This window comes from Anabaena sp. AL09, assembly GCF_001672255.1.
Lineage (GTDB): Bacteria > Cyanobacteriota > Cyanobacteriia > Cyanobacteriales > Nostocaceae > Dolichospermum > Dolichospermum lemmermannii.
Window position 1 is genome coordinate 140491 of record NZ_LJOQ01000106.1, and the last position, 20664, is coordinate 161154.

Sequence of the window (20664 nt, forward strand, 5' to 3'; positions counted from 1 at the left end):
CTGTACGGGCGAAGCATTTGGAGAACTATTTTTGGCAATGAGCGATAATTTATCTTCCAAATGCTTCGCCCCTACTGACAACTGACAACTGACTAATGACCAATGACCACAGAAAATTTAGAACTCGCTAAATCTCATTATCAAATGGGGACAACTGCTTTTGAAAATGGTCAATATCGGAAATCTGTAGAAAATCTAGAAACAGCCAGCGCCCTATTAGAAAACAATACCCATTTTGCTGGTGAAATCGAAATTTGGTTGGTGAATGCTTATGAAGCTGCGGGACGTTCGGAAGAAGCGATAAATCTTTGTCAACAACTCCTTCGTCATCCCCATTATGAAATTCGTCAACAAGCAAAGCGCCTACTATATATTTTAAAAGCACCCAAACTTAACAGACCTAAAGAATTGATGACAGAAATTCCCGATTTGGACATAACTTCTGATCACAAATCCAAAATAGTTGTCACTTCTCAATCTAAAAAATCTACATTTAAACAAAAACCTGGAGAACGAGAATATATTGACCTGAATACAGTCAATACTAAAGATAATAATTTTGTTTGGGTAGCTTTAATTGCTATTGGTTTAACAATTTCCTATTTAGTTTGGTTAAGTTTTTAGTAAATAAGGAGAAATTTAGTCATGAATGTATTCACTTTCATTAAGGTGATATTACAGTTAAGCAAATCTGTGTCTTTTTTAATTAGGAAAATTGGAAAATTTACCAAAATCAAACCTATTGTATTTATGGTAATTTTTTCTTCATTACTATTATCTGGTTGTGTAAAGTATGATTTAGGAGTCAACTTTAACAGCACTAATAATGGTGAATTAGTACAACATATTCAATTATCGGAAAAAATCACTATTTTTAGTAGTGATTATCTATCACAATGGTTAAAAACTTTAGAACAACGAGCGCGACAATTAGCAGGTTCAACAGAGAGAATTTCACCATCAGAAATCGTTGTTAAAATTCCCTTTACCAGTGCAAAGGAATTACAAGAAAAATTCACTGGCTTTTTTAATACTCGAACTGATGAAGATGGTAATGGTTCGGGAATATCAAATATTACTTCAACTTTAGTTGCAGAAGATACGAATTTTTTCCTATTTTCCAGAAATCATTTAGTTTATGATTTAGATTTGCGTTCTTTGGCTATGCTGACCACTAAAGGTGATAGTTCTATTGTCAATCTGGACTTTAGCCTACAGACACCTTGGGGAGTCAAGAATATTGAAAATGATGAAAATGCTATCCAACCAGAAAAGCATGGTAATCAACTGCTATGGACAATTAAAGCAGGGGCTATAAATCATGTAGAGGTAGTTTTTTGGTTGCCGAATTTTCTGGGAATTGGGACTTTGTTAATTATCGGATTTGTGTGGTTAGGATTATATCTGAGATATACATTTTTACCAAATCCAAGTATTCAGTTAACTGCCAAAAAAGACTAACTTTAATTATTCTTCTTCATTGTTTGCACCAAGAAAACTAAAATCCCTCCAGACAGCAGCAAAATTCCCAACCAAATCAAAGGTTGTGCTAATCCAATTGTTGTTCCTTGCTGATTCTCATTTACACTTGGCCTAGATTGAAGAGTATCTATATTCTTTCCTGTAGCCACAGTGACAACAAACTTTAACTCAAAAGGTTTAAAACTTCCTTCAGTCACAGGTTTACCACTTAATTGCAACTGATAAGCCCCTGGTTTGGGAAAAGTTACTTCTGCCCCTGGAATGCCTTGATAACGTTCAGCTTGAATAGGTTGTAATGGAGGTTCAAGTAATGCTGGTTCTCCCACTGCATGAGGTTCAGCATAAATAGCCAACTGACAATTACAATCTTTTAAAGGAATTACCTTACCACCTTTCCGAGTCAGGGCAAACCAAGCTTGAGTAACTTCTCCAGCGCGAGGATTATCATTAGGTTCTATATGGATAGTAGCACCAACATCTGCCGATATTTTCACCGTATGGGCTAAAACTTGAGTATTTGTAGTAACTATTAAACCAAATAAAACTAATAATAGATACTTGATTTTGTGTGCAGGAGAAATAGTTAATTTACCGCGATTTATTGGGAGGAACATAAAATTTTTCTAGACGTAAATATAACCAAGAATACCGCGAACGGATCAACAATACAGCTAAGGTAATTAGACTCAGTAACACGGCTGCTAATTGGTTTTGCCAACTTAATCTTACAGCCCCCAGATAATGAGAACCAATCATAACCGTATGAATAGCACTCAATAACAAAGCTGGTACACTCAAAAGATGAATATGCCGCCAATGTTTACCTAATGACTTTTGCATAACATCAAAACTTGTACAAGCCGCAGGGAGCATTAATACCAAAGCCACAGCCCCTGCACTCATTCCCCACTGAAATTCTAACGGTAAAAACCAAAAAGCGGTAAGATTCCAGTCTAGTGAGTGTTCAAGATTATGGATAGTATGTACTACCGAAAGCACAAAAGCCCCAACGCCCAACGCCCGACGGTAACGCAGAGGTGCAGACCAAAAACTATTCACAGGCCGGGCAATCAATGAGAGATTTAAACAAATTAAGGCAGCGTGTCCGCTATAGTCTGTCATCGTATCCCCCGTCCGCAATAGGGTAATAGCACCAATAATCAGAGTTACCCACCCACCCAAGCGAAATAATTGACTCCGCCGATCTTGACTAATTAATGCCGTGGAAACACCTACGCCCAACATGATGGGTAGTGTGCCAATTCCAAAAGCTAACATTGTTGCTGTAGCTTGCCACAAATTCCCTGTAGCCGCAGCTTTAATTTGAGCCGAACTGGATATTTTCTGGATCTAAATCTACATCGACTTATTCCTCTGCCATTTTTGTATTTCTTTTTGGCATTGCTAACTGCTTTGCAAGCATCCTTAATTGCTATTGATTTAATTTGATAAGGAACACTTTTGCACCAGTCAGGTAAATCATTAAGAATACCTGTCTTTATAGCTTGCCAATTAGCCTTGATTTCTCCATCTTGCAATAACTTGATAGTTTTATTGTAAACAAATCTAGAAACACCAAACCATTGCTTAATTATCGCTTTCTGTGCAGGTGTCAGACTTAGATAAATCTTCCTTGATTTTTTGAGAGTATTTTCTGAGTCCGTGCATTCTGCGTGAAAAAACGTGAATGATTGAGAGTAAATCCTGGGTGAGTTCAGTATTTGGGCAGTGTACAGTTGCGTCGAGAACCACGATTTGTCCACCGTTTTGTTCGACCATGTACTGTATAAGTTCAAACCCAAATCTTGCGAGTCTGTCACGACAGGTAACAACAAGTATGAACTTATCTCCCCGCAGAAGCTTGTCCAGTAAGGATTGCAATCCTTTTCTTTTGAAGTTGATTCCACAAGGCGATGTCTTTGATGATTTCGGCTTCTGGATAGAGGGATTGCATATAAGCGATTTGTCTGTCGAGATCATCTCGCTGTTTTGAAGAGTTAACTCGGCAGTAACAAATAATGGTAGCTCGTTCTGAGCTACCGTTGACGTATGATTCGACATCATACAGTCTTTGTCCTGCGGGGTTTTTGATGCTTTTGATTTTCCCTTCATCTGCATATCTCCTCAACGTATTGGGGTGCAATCCCAGAAATTCGACCGCTTTTCACCAGTGGTATGTATGCCATTGGCATACCATAACATAAGTTAAGAAAAATTAGCAAACAAGCAACTAGTACATCACGGCGTAAATAAAGCAACCATATTCAATCGCCAAAAAGCCTACTGTATGTTTAACCGGAAAGGCAATTTTCTGCAACAACAAGGTGAAAATTTGCCAAATTCACCTCTTTACCCTCATGTAAAAAAACAAATTCAATCAGGCAAAAGTCCAATTGTAATAATTACATTACCAATCATTGAACGAGAATTAGAAATCTGGATTCCCACAGGAAATAAACCCTGGTTAAGTAAAACATCGAAAAATATAAATCGCACTTGGTTATCTATTCGTCCTTTAGTTTTAGCTCATGGTGATACAAGAGAAGCACATAAATTTGACCTGTTAATAAATACTCTTAATCATGCTTCATTATTTAATGAGTATACACAAATTACCACTTTATTACAAAAAGAACAGGATAATCTAGAAAAAGTATTTCAATGATCAAATAGAGATGCAGCAAAGATTTATAAAGAATCACCTCCAGCCTAAAAAATAACTGGAGGCTATGATTAAAGACATTGGAATGTGGACTAGTTCAACTGTAAATCTAACTTGATCTTTAGAAGATTGTCTCTGTCTATAGGAAAGTTTAAATTTAATTTATTTCCGTCTAATTGAATAGATAAAAAAATACCCCCAGTTGTGAACCGAGGGATTCTGCAAGTCGGAATTATCGCACAAAGACATTCGCGTAACCAGAATAGCAATGCAACAACGTAAAATAACCATGGGGGGAATTGGTAAAATTATCTTCTATTCCCCATTTCTCAGCTTAATTACGAATATTTACTTCCTGTAAATAATCTTCTGGTTGAAGAGATACTCTCCGCTGAATAGGAGTGTTTTGTCTTTCAGCAAGGGGAACTGTTTTTAAGATAGCTAATTCTTGTTGCTGATTACGTAGACGTAACTTGTGGGAATATTCTTCTAGTTTGACTCTTGCTTGTGCATAGACTTCAGCATCTTTAGGAACTCTTTCCAGTAGTTTAATTGCTCCGAAAAAGTTACCTATAGAGGCTTGATTGTGAGCTTGATATAAATAGTATCCTGATCTAACTTGACGTTTTTGATTGTACTCAGCTAATTTCTGTTTAACCATAGCACCGGCAGAACTTTCTTCAGGTATTTGCTGTAGATAATATAAAGCCGTTGAGAAATCTCTCTCCTCGGCTTTTGCATAAGCTTTGGCTAATAAGGATTGTGTTTGGGCTTCAATATTTAATTTTGCTTGTGCAACTAGGGGCTGAATTTTCGATTGCCAATATGAATTAATTGGAACTTTAGGTGCATGATATAATACGTCTCTCCATCGTCGTTCTTTTAAAGCTTTTTCAGTGAGAACATAATGTTTTGCATCTTTTTGCCATTGGTTTTGCCATTCTTCAATTGAAGCTTGAGCTTCTGGATAAACATTACTATTAAGGGGGATTGACCGAGCTAAATTAATGGCTTTTTGTAAATCTCCAGATTGATATCTGGCTATGGCTTTATATAAAATTTCTGTAGCTGAGTAAGCTTGAGAATTGTTAAATAAAGAATATACTCCCAATCCTAGTAGAACCGAATTAATTAATAAACCTAATCGCAGTCCGGCTAGTAATGGTTGGGATTTTTGATCTGTCGTTTCAATAGTTTTATCAGATAATTGAGACTCTGCTATTTGTATTTCTGCTGGGTTATTGTCCCATTCTATATGCTTGAGTAACCATAGTGCTTCATTGGCAGATTGAAATCGTTCTTGGTGTTGATAGCGGATCATCTGATTGAGGAACGCAACTAAATAATCATTGATAGAGGTGTCATGATCACACCAAATAATTTCATTAGTTTCAGCATCAATTTCTAATTCTAAGGGAGATAGTCCTGTAATAGCTTGAATAGCAATTATTCCCAAGGAATAAAGGTCACTATTGGGTTGGGTTTGACCAATAAATTGTTCTGGGGGAATGTAACCCAATGATGTGACAGGAATTTGATCTATGGAAAATTCTGTGTCAATACTAAAGTCTACTGGTCGAATTGAGCCAAAATCAATTAATACTAATCTGGCATCTATAGCTCGTCTAATTAAGTTTTCTGGTTTAATATCACAATGAATAAAGCCTTGAGAGTGAATAAATTCAAGAATAGATAAAGCATCTTCTAGAAACTTAATAATATCAACTTGACTCCATTTACCATGACTTTCAGGATCATGAGGTAATTCTGCTGCTAAAGACTCTCCAGGAATAAATTGTTGGACTAAATAAAACCGCTCATTTTCTTCAAAACAGGTAATAAGTTCCGGAATTTGGGGATGACGACCTAAATGTTTGAGGGTTTCAGTTTCTTTTAAAAACCGCAATCTCCGGTGGTCAAAATAGGAAGTAGATTGATAGTGATTCACCTTCAATTGTTTGACAACATATCTGGGTTTTTCTGGGTGGTACATATCCACAGCAATAAATGTTTGTGCAAACACTCCTGCACTAAGTGGTTGCACAATTTGGTAACGATCTTGTAATACTTGGCCGATCATCTGGTTGGTCATGATCTAGTTAGTCAGAAATCCTTATATATCTTTTCTGACATCGGCTGCTATTTTCCGGAATTATAGGCAATAATTCAGTATGTGAAATATTCAATAATTATTTCAGTATTTTTACTTATGATCTTCTTTTTCTGCAAAGGTATCAGTTAAAGGTTTGACGACCTTAGCGATCGCTTCTTGGACAAAAACTTTGATAAACTCATCACGGCGATTAATCTGAAACTGTTGTTGCACAACTTCTGTCATTCCCCCATCACCCCAATCTTGATCATGACGAAAATACTCGATAAAGCTTTTCCCAGCAATGCGGGTTAAATATGCGGCTGTCACTCCTTGAATTGCCCTTCCCACAATAAAAGTAGCCACATTAAGTTGCAAAGCCGTTGATAATAATTCAATTGCCCCTTTAACGATACCTAAACCAGCAATAGTTTTTCCTAAAGATAGGGCTAATTCTTTACCTCGTTCCATGTTTAAATCACAACCATAAAGCCTGCCAATTTCTACTACCATTTGGGCATTAACAGCAGCGGTTGCGAGTAAATCTACCATCGGTAATGGTGTGACAGAAACTACGCCCGCACCAATCCATTGATAACGGTCTACAATTTTATCAGCTTGGCGACGACGTTGAGAGTCTATAAGTTTGCGAGCTTCTTCTCCTAAGCGCAGAGATTGTAAGAGAATATTATCTGCTACTAGATCTTCACCTTCAGCGCGTAAAATAGAGGCCATGCGCCGTAACAAGGGGATAATATCTGCTTCTGGTTGGAAGGTTTCGCCGGTTTCTAATGCGGCTATTTGGGGATTAGCAGCGATCGCTACCACATCATTAGTAGCAATAAAGCTGCGTACCCGTTCCCGCAATCTGGCTAAGATCACTTCTATATCAGTCTCCGTGTATAAATCTGTTTTATTCAGCACTAAAAGCGATCGCTTACCAATTTCCGCTAAACCCCGCAGTGGTTCATATTCAGAACGCCGTAAATCATTATCTACCACAAATAACAATAAATCCGCTTCCGTCGCTAAAGCCCTAGCCAGTTGTTCCCGTTCCGTACCCGCTACTCCCGGTTCTAAAATCCCTGGAGTATCAGTAATTAAAATCTTCCGTTCCAAACCCTTCAAGCGCAAACAATAGGTTTCTCCCACCTGAGTTGTTCCCATTGGGGCATTCACCTCACCAACTATCCGCCCCATAATCGCATTTACCAGAGAAGTTTTACCGGCACTACCCGTACCAAAAACCACAACTTGAATTTCCCCTCTCGCTAAATTCGTTTCAATTTCCTTAGTGCGACTTAGCAAAGCTTGACGTGTCACCTCATCTTGAATTTGGGCTACCTGTTGTCGTACCGCTTGTAATGTAGAAGAAGCCGCATCAGATTTAGCCGCAGGAATTTGGGCAGAAGTCACTCTTGGGCGTTGACGACGGGATTTTGCCTCTCCCTTCCGCAGCACCAATACATAATAAACAAAGGCAGCAATTAAACCACCAATCAGTAAAACTAGCAGTAATAATAGTAAATTACCCAACAGCGGAGAATAGGACAACTGCCAGTACAACCGGGAAAGAGAATCAATTAGCCATAGGGTTAACGCCAAAATGACGATCAGGCCAACAATCAGTGTAACAATACGAGACAAGGGCATGAATGATAAAATTTAGGATCTATACAGTGTTTTTCTCAGGGAGAAAGTAAAAAGCCACAATTTTTGCTAAACTAACATTCAGTTTGTGTGCAGTGTTCCCTTAATGACCGGCTATTAAATTCCGCATTTTTTGTCTCACCCCAATTCATGGGAAAGTTAAAGGCCGAGTCACAATATGAACTTTATCTCTGAATTTAAACATTTTAGCTCTTTAAAAAAATTATTCCCTCCCTTGAGGATCAGACAAAAAATTGTCTTGGGGTATACTCTTTCCCTGGGAATAGCAGTTTTAGGTACATCTGGAGGGTTATTAGTAGGTAATAGCTATTTTCAAAGAGCTAGAAATAAGACAATCTTAATCAATCAAGAAGATATTTTACTCAATAATTTACAAAGAGGAATTTTAGGATCTCTCATCCATCAACAAAAGATTATAGCAACATTAGATCAACCAGACAAGTTACCCAAAGAAATCGCTGAATTAAACACAGAAATAGATGAATTAGAAATTCAATTTACTAAATTTCAAAACTTTACTCAAATCCAGAAAAATGGTAATTTATCCGATTGGAGTCAAAAATATCAACAAAATATCAACAGCTACATCCAATTACTCAAAGAATTAGTCGAAAAACTTTCTCAACTAGATGCACAATCAAATAAAAATCCAGAAATAAAGCAGTTAATTTTAAAATTATATCAAATTAAAAATGTAGAGAAATTTTCTGACTTTGCTTACAGTTTAGAAACCCTAAGAGAAACCATTAAACAAACTAAAGAACAAGCAAATTTAGCTACATCAGGGGAAAATTACTTTTCATTCTGACTCGAATCAAGGTACAGAATTTACCATATTTCTGCCAATTTCTCATTCATCAAGATCATGATCTTGATTTTATTCGGTGACTCCTGATTGCTCAATTCTGCTGTATTATTAATAATTAGGAGATATTAAAAACAACAGGAAAAAATTAATGGGACTGTTTGATCAAATTCTGGGTGCGGTTAGCAATTCCAATCAACCAGGTGGTTTGGATAACTTGATAAATATTGCTACCACAGTGAAACGATTAGGTAATGGCATTGGTGCAGACTCTTCCACCATGCAATCAGTTTTATCAGTAGTTGGTAAACAAGTACAATCATCTTTACAGGCAAAACAAACCAGCAACGGAAGTGAATCTGTACAAGATTTAGTCAATCAATTTGCCGGCACTTCCGCCAATTCCCAAGCTGTAGATACCTTATTTTCTCCAGATATTCAAGCAGAAGTAGCGGAAAATGCTGCCCAGGGTACTAGCTTAGATGTGAGTACAATTCAACAATTATTACCAAGTTTAGTGCCTTTAATCTTGAGTTTCTTACAATCTGGTGGTAATCCATTACTAAATCAATTTCTAGATGCTGACGGTGATGGTGATGTGGATATTGCTGACGCGATTAAATTAGCTAGTCGGTTTTTAAGAATTTAACAGTTTTGCGTAATTCCCCACCCTCAACTTACTGATGGGGACGTAGAAACACCATCTTCAACGAAGTAAGATGGGGTAGTTCATGAATTGTGAATAACTAACAATTGAGTTTATGACCGCAGCCGACGATAAAACAATAGTCCGCGAATACTTCAACTCCACAGGTTTTGATCGGTGGCAACGCATCTATGGCGATGGTGAAGTCAACAAAGTCCAGCTAGATATTCGCACTGGACATCAGCAAACTGTGGATAATGTCATCGGCTGGTTAAAAGCTGACAACAATTTACCATCATTATCAATTTGTGATGCTGGTTGTGGTGTGGGTAGTCTGAGTATTCCTCTGGCTATAGATGGTGCTAAGGTCTATGCCAGCGACATTTCCGCTAAAATGGTATCAGAAGCCCAGGATAGGGCTGTCATGGCTTTGTTCAATACCGTAAATCCTTCTTTTGCGGTACAGGATTTGGAATCTTTGAGTGGCAATTATCACACTGTCATCTGTCTAGATGTTCTGATTCATTACCCTCAAGACAAAGCTGATGAAATGATTTCTCATCTATGTTCTTTAGCTTCAGACCGAATCATTCTCAGTTTTGCCCCGAAAACCTTCTTCCTGACTATCCTCAAAAAAATCGGTACTTTCTTTCCTGGTCCGAGTAAAACCACTCGCGCTTATTTACATCGTGAAGCTGATGTAGTCAAAATTCTGCAAAAAAATGGCTTTTCAGTCCAAAGACAAGCTATGACGCGGACAAGCTTCTACTTTTCCAGTTTATTAGAAGCAACTCGTCCATCTGCTTAGGTGGCAAATTACAATTGATACTTCATATTCCCGATTTCTTAGAGAAGTCGGGAATTTTGTTGTTCACGATATCAGCCCAAAAATGACAGAAAAAAAGCACCCAGCCACAAATTAGCCATTGTGCCATTTTATAATATAATTTATTCATGTATTTTTTATGGCAATTAGTATAAATGTTCATTACATTAGCTCATCGCTATATGATAGTTGTGAGTATTAATTTTATCCTCGTGTTGAGGAGTATTGGATCTAGTGTTGCACAAGTACCTGATGACCTCAATCCTAGTCCCAATCCCTTACAGTTACCTTCCTTACCGATAGAAGTAACCATTCAAGGAACTCAGCCAATTACTCTACAGCAAGCCTTGGCACTAGCACGACAAAATAACTCTGAGTTAAAATTTGCATTATATCAGGTACAACGCAGCCGTGCTGCCTTAAAAGAGGTTCAATCTGGTATGTATCCAACTGTTACTCTAAATGCTGATTTGAGTCGCGCTCAGTCTGCTTTTAGTCAGCTTTCGGCAGAGCAACTACAAGCTCAATTATCATTGACTCAGAACGTTCCCGCTGGTCAAGATGAATCTAATACAACTTTTAGCGGGACTGTGCAACTAATTTATGGTCTTTACAATTATGGTCCAGGTAGCTCTAGTAGAGGAGTAGCTAAAGAACAAATTAGTCTAGATGAATTGGACGTAAAGCGTCTGTCAGAGGAAATCCGCCTCAATGTCACGCTTGATTACTACAATCTGCAACAAGCAGATGAACAGGTACGCATTGCACAGTCATCTGTAGAAAACTCGGAGGCTAGTTTGCGTGATGCGATAGCTTTAGAGCGTGCGGGAGTTGGTACAAGGTTTGATGTCCTGCGTTCTGAGGTAAATTTAGCAAATGCCCAACAAGACCTGAGTAATGCTTTCTCGCAGCAGCAAATTGCCCGTCGTCGGTTAGCAACTCGATTAAATTTAGCACAGTCTGCTAATATCAGCGCAGCAGACCCTGTAAAATTAGCCAGTCTTTGGCAGCATACACTTGAACAAACTATTATATCAGCCTTTCAAAACCGACCAGAACTGCCACAAAGGTTAGCAGAACGTAATATTGCTAGATTTCGACAAAAAATAGCAATTTCTCGGCTGAAGCCACAAATAAGCTTGGTTGCTGACTATGAACTAGAAGACGTATTGAATGACGGCATTGGTGTCAGTAATGGTAATTCGCTAGGAGTAAAATCAACATTAAGATTGTTAGACGGAGGAACTGCAAAAGCTCAGGTGTCTCAGCAAAGTATTGAAGCGAAGATAGCCGAGACTCAATTTGCTAACCAACTCCATAACATTCGGTTTGAGGTGGAACAAGCTTATTTTCAATTGGAGTCTAACTTGGAGAATGTTCAAACTGCCAATGTTGCTCTAGAACAAGCCAAGGAAGCTCTTCGTCTAGGACGTTTACGTTTTCAAGCAGGTGTTGGGACTCAAACAGATGTTATTAATGCACTAAATGATTTAATCAAAGCAGAAGGAAAGCGAGTACAAGCTATCTTAGATTATAACCGGGCTTTATCTCAATTACAACGAGCCGTTACTGCCAGAGGAGTTTATTCAGCAAGCCCTACTTATTTTAAGTAAAACTTGTATATTCAAGTATTTCAATTTAAATGTATATTAGAGCTTGCAAGGAAAAAATTTTTCCAAGTCTTGCAAAAAGGAATATATTAATCTATCGTAAGGAATATATTAATAACTTATTGAATTTAATACAATATGTTGTTAATAAATTAGAGAATAACTAAACGTGAATAACTGCCTTCAATCTCTACTTATGGGATCACGCCACGCTAAACTATCAGCAGGATGTAATAATTTTATCCATACCATTCTGAAAAAATAGAGGAGCCGTGGGGATTTTCCTCAAGGCAATGTGGGATACCACCTTTATCAACTCAGTTGGTAATGTTGTACTGGACATTCACGATATCTCAGATGTCAGGGAATGTCTCGGTTAAAAGTATCAGTAGTTGAGTAAGTTGAGAAAAAAGAATGATGAGTAAAGAAGATTTTCTCTATCCCCGTGGTCGCTATTATGGTCATGTAAAACCAGAAAACTTGGTATTCAACGCGAACTTACAGGAATTTGCCCAGAAAGTCAGTTATATCTGCAATTTAGAAACAGGTGGCAAGATCTCACCAGATGAGGCTTATGATCAAATTAAGTTACTTTGGAAGCAATTAAAGCACTCAAAGAAAGAACTGAAAATCGGTGAACAACCTTTTCAAAGTAACGGTTCTGAAGAAGGAACTGACAACTGACAACTGACCACTGACTATTTCGTGATGATTGTCCAAACACCATCCCAGGACTTTGGTGGTGGTATTTGCCGGTACTTGTAGGCGCGTTCTAAATGGATATGAACAGCCTGATTTGTCGTTTCGATGACTTGATCTAATTTGAAGCAGGCGATCGCTTGGGTAAAATCCCTTAATATATAAGCATTGCGGCCAGCCTGGTAATGGTGCAAAAATTCCTGGCTGTATGCAATTGAATGAGGTGGAAAATTTAGAGAAAAAGCCAGCCCTCTTATTCTCGCTTCTGACTCCTGACTCCTGACTCCTGACTCCTGTGACTATTTAAGATTATTTTTTGATAATAATCTTCAAGTTGTTGTGTAGCCGATGTCCATCCCCATTTCTCAGCTTCTGCACGGGCATTTGTGCGGATAATAGTGATTTCCTCCCGTTGTTTCAACAGACGGATTGTAGCATTAATCGCTTCTTGAATATCGGCTTGCGGATCAAAAAGATATCCATTAACTCCATCTGTAACAATATCAGGGATACCTCCAGAACGGGCTGCTACCACAGGACACCCTGCGGCCATGGCTTCTAGCAGAACTAATCCCAGTGTTTCTGTGCGGGAAGGAAAAATAAAGGCATCAGCACTGGCAAAAGCCGAACCTAATTCTTTACCCATCAGATAACCGACAAAATAAGTATTTGTCCCAGCAAAGTGTTTTTCCAAAGTTTGTCGGTGGGGTCCATCGCCGACTAATGCTAATCTGGCATCAGGAATGGCTTCTAGAATGGTTTTAATACGTTCGATTTCCTTTTCAGCAGAAAGACGACCAACGTACAGTAACAAGGGGCTATCTGGATGATTTTGGGATAGGCGCGATCGCATTTCCGCACTGACTAAATCAGGATGAAATAATTCTGTATCTACCCCTCGTTGCCACAAATCCACTCTTTCAATTCCATGTGCTGAAAGTTCCTTGACCATGGCCGTAGAGGTACACAAATTTAACTCCGCCTGATTATGACCAGCTTTCAGTAACTCCCATAGTAGTCCTTCTAACATTCCTAAACCGTAATGTTGCAGATATTGAGGCAAATGGGTATGATAAGAAGCCACCAAAGGAATTTTCAGAACTTTACTATAGAAAATCCCTGATAATCCGAGAACTGCGGGATTAACAACATGAATAATATCTGGTTTAAACTCTTCCAAAGCATGACCAATTGCCGGGCGAGGCAGTGCCATTTTTAACTCAGGATAGAGAGGCAAAGGAAAGCCACTAACTCCGTAAACTTTCGCGCCTTTATGTTCAGTGATGCCACCTTCAGGGGCAAACACCAAAACTTGATTGCCATGACGTTGTAAATGGTCAACAGTATGGCGCAAGCGGGTTACGATGCCATCAACTTTAGGTAAAAAGGTTTCTGTAAATAGAGCAATTCGCATAAAAAGAAGGAGTCAGGAGTCAGGAGTCAGGAGTTAGAAGTCAGGAGTCAGGAGTTAGGAGTTAGGAGTTAGGAGTTAGGAGTCAGGGAAGAATGAATCCACCTTTGCCTCTTGCCTCTTGCCTCTTGACTCTTGCCTTCTTTACTGTCACCTATTTTCTATGCCAAGAAACTTTGGGAAGAATCTGTTTGTGATCAACTCGGTGCTGATACTTGACAGCAAAGTTTAATAGCGAATCAAGTAGAGAATCCGAGAGAAGATGTGGTTGTAAACCCAAATCCAAGAGTTTGGTGTTTTTCGCGTTGAAATAGTGTTCTTCCTTCTCCACTCTGGGGTTCTCTATGTGGTTAATATCCACATTTAGTCCCAAAGCGTTGCCGGCTTTTTTCACCATCATCGCCAAGTCACCGACGCTAAATAGTTCGGTAAATTGGTTAAACACACGGAATTCTCCTGGTTCGGCAGGATTAGCGATCGCTAACTCAATACATCGCACCGTATCCCGAATATCCAACAAACCGCGAGTTTGTCCACCTTTACCGTAGACGGTGAGGGGATGTCCTACGGTAGCTTGAATACAGAAGCGATTCAGTGCTGTACCAAATACGCCATCATAATCCAGGCGGTTAATTAACAGTTCGTCCATCCCCGTTTCGTCGGTTAAGACACCGTAAACTATCCCTTGATTTAAGTCTGTAGCCCTTAAACCCCAAACCCGACAAGCAAAGTGGATATTATGGCTATCATGGACTTTGCTCAAGTGATACATAGAACCAGGCTGCTTAGGATAGGGCAAAGTATCCTTGCGTCCGTTGTGTTCAATCGTGATGTATCCTTCTTCAATGTCAATGTTGGGAGTTCCATACTCACCCATTGTTCCCAATTTCACCAAATGGCAATCTGGGAAATCCTCCCGCATAATGTACAGCAAGTTCAACGTGCCAACCACATTATTGACTTGGGTAAGAACAGCGTGTTCACGGTCAATCATGGAAAATGGCGCTGAACGCTGTTCACCAAAATGCACGATTGCAGTTGGCTGAAATTGGTGTAAGGCTTTGTGCAGAAACTCGTAATTAGTAATATCGCCGATAAACAGATCAATAGACTTGCTAGTCAAATCCTGCCATCGCTGGAGACGTTGCTGAATTGGTGCGATTGGGGTCAGGGTTTCTACACCCAATTCATTATCCCAGTGTCGCCTTACCAAACTATCTAAAATTCCAACTTCATAACCTCGATTAGAAAGGTAAAGCGCGGTTGCCCAACCGCAATACCCATCACCACCAATTACCAGGACTTTCATCTTTACCAGTTTTTACTCGCTGATAGCTAAATCTATCAGGTTTGTGTCCCTTCTTCATCATTAAATTCTCATTAAGGGAACACCAAAAAATAAATTACCCAATTTTGTGGGATGGGCATCCTGCCCGTCCTTGATGATTAGAGGGCTTTTCGGCCCGCACCACAAGAAATTTTTGGGGATTTTATTTCTTGGAAGTCCCTAAGACAGTAATTGAATTCAAAATGCAAAATTCAAAATAACTCCTGCTCCTTACCAACTGACCACTGACCACTGACCACTAACTATTGACTAATTTTATACTCCTTAGCAATGTAGTGAAACAGCCGATAATAATTTTGAAAGTCCTGGCTCGCGCTTTTTCCTTGCCAGTGATATTCTAATTGTGCTTGGGTAATGGTCAATTTGATCACAGTCACCTTTTCACCAACTTCTACCGACAGCACCCCAGAAACCCCTTGATGAGTCTGAAAGTTAAGAACTGGCTGGGGATTTTCAGTTGCGAATTTCAATAAAGGCTTACTTGCATAGGCGCGAATTTCTACGTCTTTTTTGTTTGGTGAAACTAAAGCAATACCATCACTGTTGTCTGGGTTTCCTAATTGCTGCCAAGTATTCGGATAAGGAAACTCAAAACCATAACGATTATTTCTATATATATTCCATCTTGTCTCTTGAAGCTGGGAGTTATTAGCATTACACCCCCAGGAGATCATCCCTATCCCCACACCCGAAATAATAGCGCACAGCGCCTTGTTTATTTGTACCGCACCCCAAGGCTGTTTTACCATTCAGTTTTAACTAATAGATTGGTGAATCGTCTCTTAATCGCTTTGATGTTTCCTGAGTCCGCGCAAAACTTTCTTGGCGCGATCGCTCGATCATCAGTGTTTGTAAAATTGGTTCGAGAATCCGTTTGGCATCTTGATAACCTCGTTTTTGCAAAAGTTGAATCCGTTCGGGACTGAAATCTAGTAATTTGTTAAGACCACCCATATCTTCCGTTGGACGAATTTCAATTATTGTTTGATTAGGGAAATCATGACGATTCCAAAGTTCCCCATTCCCTAAATGAATGACGATCGCATGAGTACAACTGCGATTTGCTAAGGCTTTGAGAGGAACATTATCACCTAGCCAACCATCAACATAATGCTTGTCATCAATCTGGCGCGATTTAAATGCTAAAGGAATAGCGGCACTGGCGAGTAATGTTTGATAAATTTCTTCATCGGTTTTGGCTGATTGGACATGAATATATTCGGCGGATTGTCCAAGATTGGAGGCGATCGCATTGCCTATTGTGGGGACAATCTGACCTGCTTTGTGTGAAGATGGTAAGAAATTGTGTGCTGAAGGAAACGCGGCTACCCAGAGTTCAATTCCTGCTCGCAATTGTTGAGGATTGATTGCATAGCGTAAAAATTTATCCAGTGGGTTGGGATCACACAGAGATGCGTCTTCCTGTGAGAAATGTAAATATTGTGCCAAGGAATGCAGTGGATATTTAACTAACTGCCAGTTGATAATGTTGGCTTCACCCAGTTCTCTCCATAGTTGCCATAGGCGATCAGCAGCTTGTTTAAAGGATGTACCAGAGGCGAGAATCGCACCATTGAGCGCACCAATGCTTGTACCTGCAATCATCAGAGGTGCAAAATCAATTTCTGCCAGATATTTGACCACACCTGATTGGTACGCGCCTTTAGCACCGCCACCTGCTAATACTAATCCGAGTTTGATTTTGGCTTCTTTCATGTAATAATTAGAATTATTAATATATGTTGTCTGTATCTAATTTACCAGTGATTGATACCGATGCGATCGCTCATTGGCTGCAACATTCCCTCCCGGAACTTAAGTTCCGGTCTAAAAGCTAAAGTGCGTTAAAACGCACTCTGGTTAACTCAAAATCAAAAATTATCCTATTTATGCCAAAGTAGTCGGTTAAAACCGACTTTAGCTTTTATATTAAGCATTTGTGTCTGGGAAATAATCGGAGTCTATGATTTGCTCTGGGGTGAAGGGACATTCTAGGGGAAAGGTGGTTAAGGGTAGTTTTGTTTCCCTGGCGGCGTTTTTTCGTGCTTTCTGATAGCACTCGGATATATTCTCTTTGAGGAATGGGTTTAAGCTAGGACTGTTTTCTAAGACTAATTCGAGTTCATTTCTTTGGGTTATTATAGTTGAAGTCCAACTTTTTGTTTTCTTTTTTGGTTGATATTTATACTTTAATAGGTGCATGATCAAAACAATTAATCGGCTTTTAATTTCCCGTTTGTCATTGCTCCCCATTGATTGAACTTCCTCGATTAGGTTTTCTATATCTAGGTCTTGAATTTGTCCATTTTTGAGTTGGTTAACAGTTTGTTCTATCCAAAGATTAAAGTCGGTTTCATACAGTGTCGTGTTCATAGGTTATTCTCCTAATCATTTGAGAGGGGATATTATTTGTCTAGAAATGTTGGGTTTCCTTTTGTCAACCCAACCTACGAAGGGCGATTAGACTAATGTTATCAAATTTAATCTTTCGCTTGCAGTTTCATTGACAATGCGATCCACAAATTCTCTTTTGCTGGTTTCAGGATAAATCCAAGCATTTGGATAGTTACGACATAGCTCAAATGCGGCTTTTGCTGGGTCTTGGTGCGGCTGTTGTGTGGCTAATTCTAGGGTTTTACCAAGGGTGAACAAATAAGGCGTTTTCGCTATTCTTTGTTCGGAAATAGATTCTACTTCCAGCAAATAACCTGCAAGTTCTTGGTTTTCTGGGGATGTTTCGCTATATGACAGGTTGAGGAGGTTGGTTAATGGAAAATCGCAATCGGGGATTGTGTTGTCGGTTGCAAGTATTCTATTGCTTATACTTTGATGCAGTTGCTTGTCTTGATCTTTGGTGATTAATCGTTCGTAATCACCCAGAGCATAATCTACTATTTCACGGGTGACAAAAGCAACTTGAATTGCCCAATGAAATCCTTGATATGTCCGTTTCGACTGCCATGCGGCGATCGCATCTCCAAAATTGGTAAATTAGACTAAAAGTGATTAAAAAAGGTGCGTTATATTTCATTAACACACCCCACAAGATCCGTGATTGCAATCAGTTTTCCAGTAATCAACTTATAAGCGGTATGATTGATTCCAAGGTTGGCTTAATAGATTGGTCTAGCAATTCTTTCTTCTTTTTCAAAAATTCATCTCTTATATGATTCAGTTGACCATCTAATCCCAAAGCACTCTTGTTTCCCTCCATTATAATCCTATACGAATTTTTGATTTGGTTTATCGTATGATTACGAATGTCTTTTTTTGTATCAGTATCATCAAACAAAAACTTGCTAAAGCTATACAAAGAAAAAGCTGCTAAACCAACACTTACAACTGGTACAGCAAATCCTACTAATCCAGCCAATAAATGTCCTGCTCCATGTGCTGCTCCATGTGCTGCTCCATGTGCTGCTCCATGTGCTACTCCATGTGCTACTCCATGCGTTGCTCCATGTGTTGCTCCATGCGTTGCTCCATGTGTTGCTCCATGAATCGTAGTATCCGCCATGGCATCAGAAGGGAAAAATCCAAGAGCAGTAGTAGAGGCAACGAGTCCGACAAGGAGAAACTGATCCCTTTCCTTACTACCTACTGAAGGCAAAAATTTATCAATAGATTGCACTGGAAGCCTGAAGAAACTTAAATCTGGCTCTATGACTCTTAGCTTTCGGCAATTGTTACGTAAATCCCGAATGATTTCTCCAAAATCTTTATCCAGTCTATCTTCTACAGAGTAGAACTCTTCTCCTAACTTTCTTAGTCGCTCTTGAAAGTTACTAAGCTCACTGTTAATAATAGGTTCTACTTTAACCTTATTAAAATTATTAATTTTTGACTCTTTTCCAAAGCCTGCTAAATCAACCACTGCTAACTCCTCTAAGAACTTACTCTCAGCAGATTTCTGAGAAGATTGAGCAATTTCCCTGACTCTTTCGATTAATCGATCAATATCACGTTCATAACGATTAATCGAATCACGCTTCTGTCTTTCAAGTTTAGACAAGAGACTTTTAATTTCTTTTTTACGATTGCTTTCACTTGCTTGATTGATATTCTTTAGCGTATAGATTGAAGCAATCAAGATAAAAAGGATAGAAGCTAAACCAATATAATTGGTCACTGCAACACCACTAACATTTGAGTCACTGTGACTAGAAGGTTGAATATCAGCGGTTTGATTAACGGTTTGAGATACTAACATAACTTCTCTTTTGTGGATGAAAGTAGCTACAAAGAATATAGGTATTTTAACAAATGTTAAAACAATCAAAGATTTGACTGTAATTTATTGTAACATTCTGTTCAAAGTGGTATCAAAACATTAAGCTTCTATCAAAAGCGTTATCAAAGCCTTATCCAGAATCAACTTAGGACGAGTTACCTGACGAGAAAAAACAATCTCAGTGGGTAAAACCGTCATCGCATCATTACGACTAGGTAATAAATCCTGTCCAGCGATCGCATTAATAATAGTAGACTTACCCGCACTGGTTGGCGCAACAATTGTCATCGTCAATTCTTTGCGCTTTACCTGTTTCAACTGCTCATTTACGTGCCTGATATCTTCTTCAATAGCATCAGCCAGCAACCGATCATGTTCTCTCAATATCCCACAACCTTTTGACATCACATTACCGACATGGGTAATCACATCAATAGCAGACTGGTGTAGTGCATCCGAATCAGGCTGTAAAAGGTTGTTAGACATAAATTTAAGATGTTAGAAAGCATCACCGTCAACAATAATCTTCAAACGGCACAGGACGAAGCTAAACGACGGCAGATAATATTTTCGCCAGATTATCACAAAGAGTACATACCGCTTTGTGAAATATATCCAGACAAAATCCAAATCCCCACAAAAATCCTGAAAATCCTTAAATCCTGTAAATCCTGATATGGCTTGCGCCACGCTACGCTATCAGACAAAATCCTAGTTATATTACGAAATGTAACAAAATTGCAGTTAAAACGCTTTACCATCTTGACAACTCAGAAAAGAACCGATAAGGTGGTATACATACCCGGGTAAGACCACTAGAAAGTTGTATGCAAACTAAGCAAAAGGTTACGTTATATTTATCACCGGAACTGCACAGAAGACTTAAAATTCGTTCTGCTGTTGACTCAGAACCCATGTCAGACCTCGCAGAACGGGCGCTCAGTTTCTACCTGACCAACTCAGAATTAGTAGAAGAAATAGAAGCGTCTGCTCATGGGCGAACTCACCGGATTTATTCCTGTCCCACTTGTGAAACTTCACTCGTACTGCGTGATGGTGAACTCGTGAACTTGGGCAACCAACCAGGAATCATCGGACAAGACCATCTATCCATTGATGGTAGAGAAAAAGAAGAAACCCATCCCAAGGGTGAGGAAGAATTAGTTCCTTGTTAGATAGGA

At 39.0% G+C, this 20664-nt stretch carries 24 protein-coding genes and 1 pseudogene; 9 read left to right on the plus strand and 16 right to left on the minus strand.

The annotated features are described in order from the left end of the window. The first annotated feature begins 102 nt into the window (after positions 1-102). Positions 103-624: a hypothetical protein gene (locus AN490_RS22420; protein ID WP_300007182.1), complete on the plus strand. Its 522-nt coding sequence runs from the start codon at positions 103-105 to the stop codon at positions 622-624. Between the two features lie 21 nt (positions 625-645). After that, positions 646-1461, plus strand: a complete 816-nt coding sequence (locus AN490_RS22425) for a DUF3153 domain-containing protein (RefSeq protein WP_300007184.1) — start codon at positions 646-648, stop codon at positions 1459-1461. 2 nt (positions 1462-1463) lie between these two features. Here AN490_RS22425 and AN490_RS22430 read toward each other — a convergent pair whose 3' ends face one another. The 5 genes and pseudogenes from AN490_RS22430 to AN490_RS22445 all read right to left on the minus strand — a co-directional run bounded on the left by AN490_RS22430 (position 1464) and on the right by AN490_RS22445 (position 3610). Beyond that, positions 1464-2096, minus strand: a complete 633-nt coding sequence (locus AN490_RS22430) for a hypothetical protein (protein ID WP_300007186.1) — start codon at positions 2094-2096, stop codon at positions 1464-1466. Then, a pseudogene (locus AN490_RS22435) lies at positions 2071-2814 on the minus strand (sulfite exporter TauE/SafE family protein); the annotation flags it as partial. The gene AN490_RS22430 and the pseudogene AN490_RS22435, both read right to left, overlap by 26 nt. Continuing rightward, complete coding sequence (locus AN490_RS22970; protein ID WP_366925064.1) at positions 2754-3185, minus strand: helix-turn-helix domain-containing protein; 432 nt, start codon at positions 3183-3185, stop codon at positions 2754-2756. The pseudogene AN490_RS22435 and the gene AN490_RS22970, both read right to left, overlap by 61 nt. Next, positions 3070-3363 (minus strand): recombinase family protein, encoded by a 294-nt coding sequence (locus tag AN490_RS22440; protein ID WP_366925062.1) that lies wholly within the window; start codon positions 3361-3363, stop codon positions 3070-3072. The genes AN490_RS22970 and AN490_RS22440 overlap by 116 nt, the downstream gene beginning before the upstream one ends. Further along, positions 3326-3610: a hypothetical protein gene (locus tag AN490_RS22445; RefSeq protein ID WP_300007188.1), complete on the minus strand. Its 285-nt coding sequence runs from the start codon at positions 3608-3610 to the stop codon at positions 3326-3328. Before AN490_RS22445 ends, AN490_RS22440 begins: the two co-directional genes overlap by 38 nt. Positions 3611-3769: 159 nt before the next feature. Here AN490_RS22445 and AN490_RS22450 point away from each other — a divergent pair, with 159 nt between their 5' ends. Then, a complete protein-coding gene (locus tag AN490_RS22450; protein WP_300007190.1) occupies positions 3770-4147 on the plus strand; it encodes a hypothetical protein in 378 nt (125 codons plus the stop codon). Positions 4148-4478: 331 nt separating this feature from the next. Here the strand turns inward: AN490_RS22450 and AN490_RS22455 are convergent, their stop codons facing one another. Both AN490_RS22455 and AN490_RS22460 read right to left on the minus strand, forming a co-directional pair. Further along, positions 4479-6236, minus strand: coding sequence for a serine/threonine-protein kinase (locus tag AN490_RS22455; RefSeq protein WP_300007192.1), 1758 nt, complete (start codon positions 6234-6236; stop codon positions 4479-4481). Between the two features lie 111 nt (positions 6237-6347). Next, complete coding sequence (locus AN490_RS22460) at positions 6348-7889, minus strand: YcjF family protein (RefSeq protein WP_148762403.1); 1542 nt, start codon at positions 7887-7889, stop codon at positions 6348-6350. A gap of 256 nt (positions 7890-8145) precedes the next feature. Here AN490_RS22460 and AN490_RS22465 point away from each other — a divergent pair, with 256 nt between their 5' ends. The 5 genes from AN490_RS22465 (at position 8146) to AN490_RS22485 (ending at position 12478) form a co-directional block, all read left to right on the plus strand. Then, positions 8146-8715: a hypothetical protein gene (locus AN490_RS22465; RefSeq protein ID WP_300007195.1), complete on the plus strand. Its 570-nt coding sequence runs from the start codon at positions 8146-8148 to the stop codon at positions 8713-8715. Positions 8716-8863: 148 nt separating this feature from the next. Then, complete coding sequence (locus AN490_RS22470) at positions 8864-9361, plus strand: hypothetical protein (RefSeq protein ID WP_300007197.1); 498 nt, start codon at positions 8864-8866, stop codon at positions 9359-9361. A gap of 112 nt (positions 9362-9473) precedes the next feature. Next, on the plus strand, positions 9474-10166 hold the full coding sequence (gene bchM, locus AN490_RS22475) for a magnesium protoporphyrin IX methyltransferase (RefSeq protein ID WP_015083606.1): 693 nt from the start codon (positions 9474-9476) through the stop codon (positions 10164-10166). 173 nt (positions 10167-10339) lie between these two features. Continuing rightward, entirely contained in the window at positions 10340-11797 is a 1458-nt protein-coding gene (locus tag AN490_RS22480) for a TolC family protein (protein WP_300007199.1), read from the plus strand. Positions 11798-12211: 414 nt separating this feature from the next. Continuing rightward, positions 12212-12478, plus strand: coding sequence for a hypothetical protein (locus AN490_RS22485; RefSeq protein WP_300007288.1), 267 nt, complete (start codon positions 12212-12214; stop codon positions 12476-12478). Positions 12479-12492: 14 nt separating this feature from the next. Here the strand turns inward: AN490_RS22485 and AN490_RS22490 are convergent, their stop codons facing one another. The 9 genes from AN490_RS22490 to AN490_RS22530 form a co-directional block, all read right to left on the minus strand. Next, on the minus strand, positions 12493-12687 hold the full coding sequence (locus AN490_RS22490) for a hypothetical protein (RefSeq protein WP_366925063.1): 195 nt from the start codon (positions 12685-12687) through the stop codon (positions 12493-12495). A gap of 59 nt (positions 12688-12746) precedes the next feature. Further along, on the minus strand, positions 12747-13907 hold the full coding sequence (locus AN490_RS22495; protein ID WP_300007201.1) for a glycosyltransferase family 1 protein: 1161 nt from the start codon (positions 13905-13907) through the stop codon (positions 12747-12749). Positions 13908-14058: 151 nt separating this feature from the next. Next, positions 14059-15213 carry an NAD-dependent epimerase/dehydratase family protein gene (locus AN490_RS22500; protein ID WP_300007203.1) on the minus strand — a complete coding sequence of 385 codons (1155 nt, stop codon included), beginning with the start codon at positions 15211-15213 and terminating at the stop codon, positions 14059-14061. A 281-nt stretch (positions 15214-15494) separates the two neighbouring features. Continuing rightward, positions 15495-16001, minus strand: a complete 507-nt coding sequence (locus AN490_RS22505) for a hypothetical protein (protein WP_300007205.1) — start codon at positions 15999-16001, stop codon at positions 15495-15497. 10 nt (positions 16002-16011) lie between these two features. Then, positions 16012-16968: a patatin-like phospholipase family protein gene (locus tag AN490_RS22510; protein WP_300007207.1), complete on the minus strand. Its 957-nt coding sequence runs from the start codon at positions 16966-16968 to the stop codon at positions 16012-16014. A gap of 213 nt (positions 16969-17181) precedes the next feature. Next, a complete protein-coding gene (locus AN490_RS22515; RefSeq protein WP_300007209.1) occupies positions 17182-17625 on the minus strand; it encodes a DUF29 domain-containing protein in 444 nt (147 codons plus the stop codon). Positions 17626-17712: 87 nt separating this feature from the next. Beyond that, complete coding sequence (locus AN490_RS22520; RefSeq protein ID WP_300007211.1) at positions 17713-17955, minus strand: hypothetical protein; 243 nt, start codon at positions 17953-17955, stop codon at positions 17713-17715. Between the two features lie 373 nt (positions 17956-18328). After that, positions 18329-19462, minus strand: coding sequence for a hypothetical protein (locus AN490_RS22525; protein ID WP_300007213.1), 1134 nt, complete (start codon positions 19460-19462; stop codon positions 18329-18331). 120 nt (positions 19463-19582) lie between these two features. Beyond that, positions 19583-19969, minus strand: coding sequence for a dynamin family protein (locus AN490_RS22530; RefSeq protein WP_300007215.1), 387 nt, complete (start codon positions 19967-19969; stop codon positions 19583-19585). Between the two features lie 341 nt (positions 19970-20310). Between AN490_RS22530 and AN490_RS22535 the strand changes: the two genes are divergently transcribed. After that, entirely contained in the window at positions 20311-20658 is a 348-nt protein-coding gene (locus tag AN490_RS22535) for a hypothetical protein (RefSeq protein ID WP_015081377.1), read from the plus strand. The last annotated feature ends 6 nt before the right edge of the window (positions 20659-20664 follow it).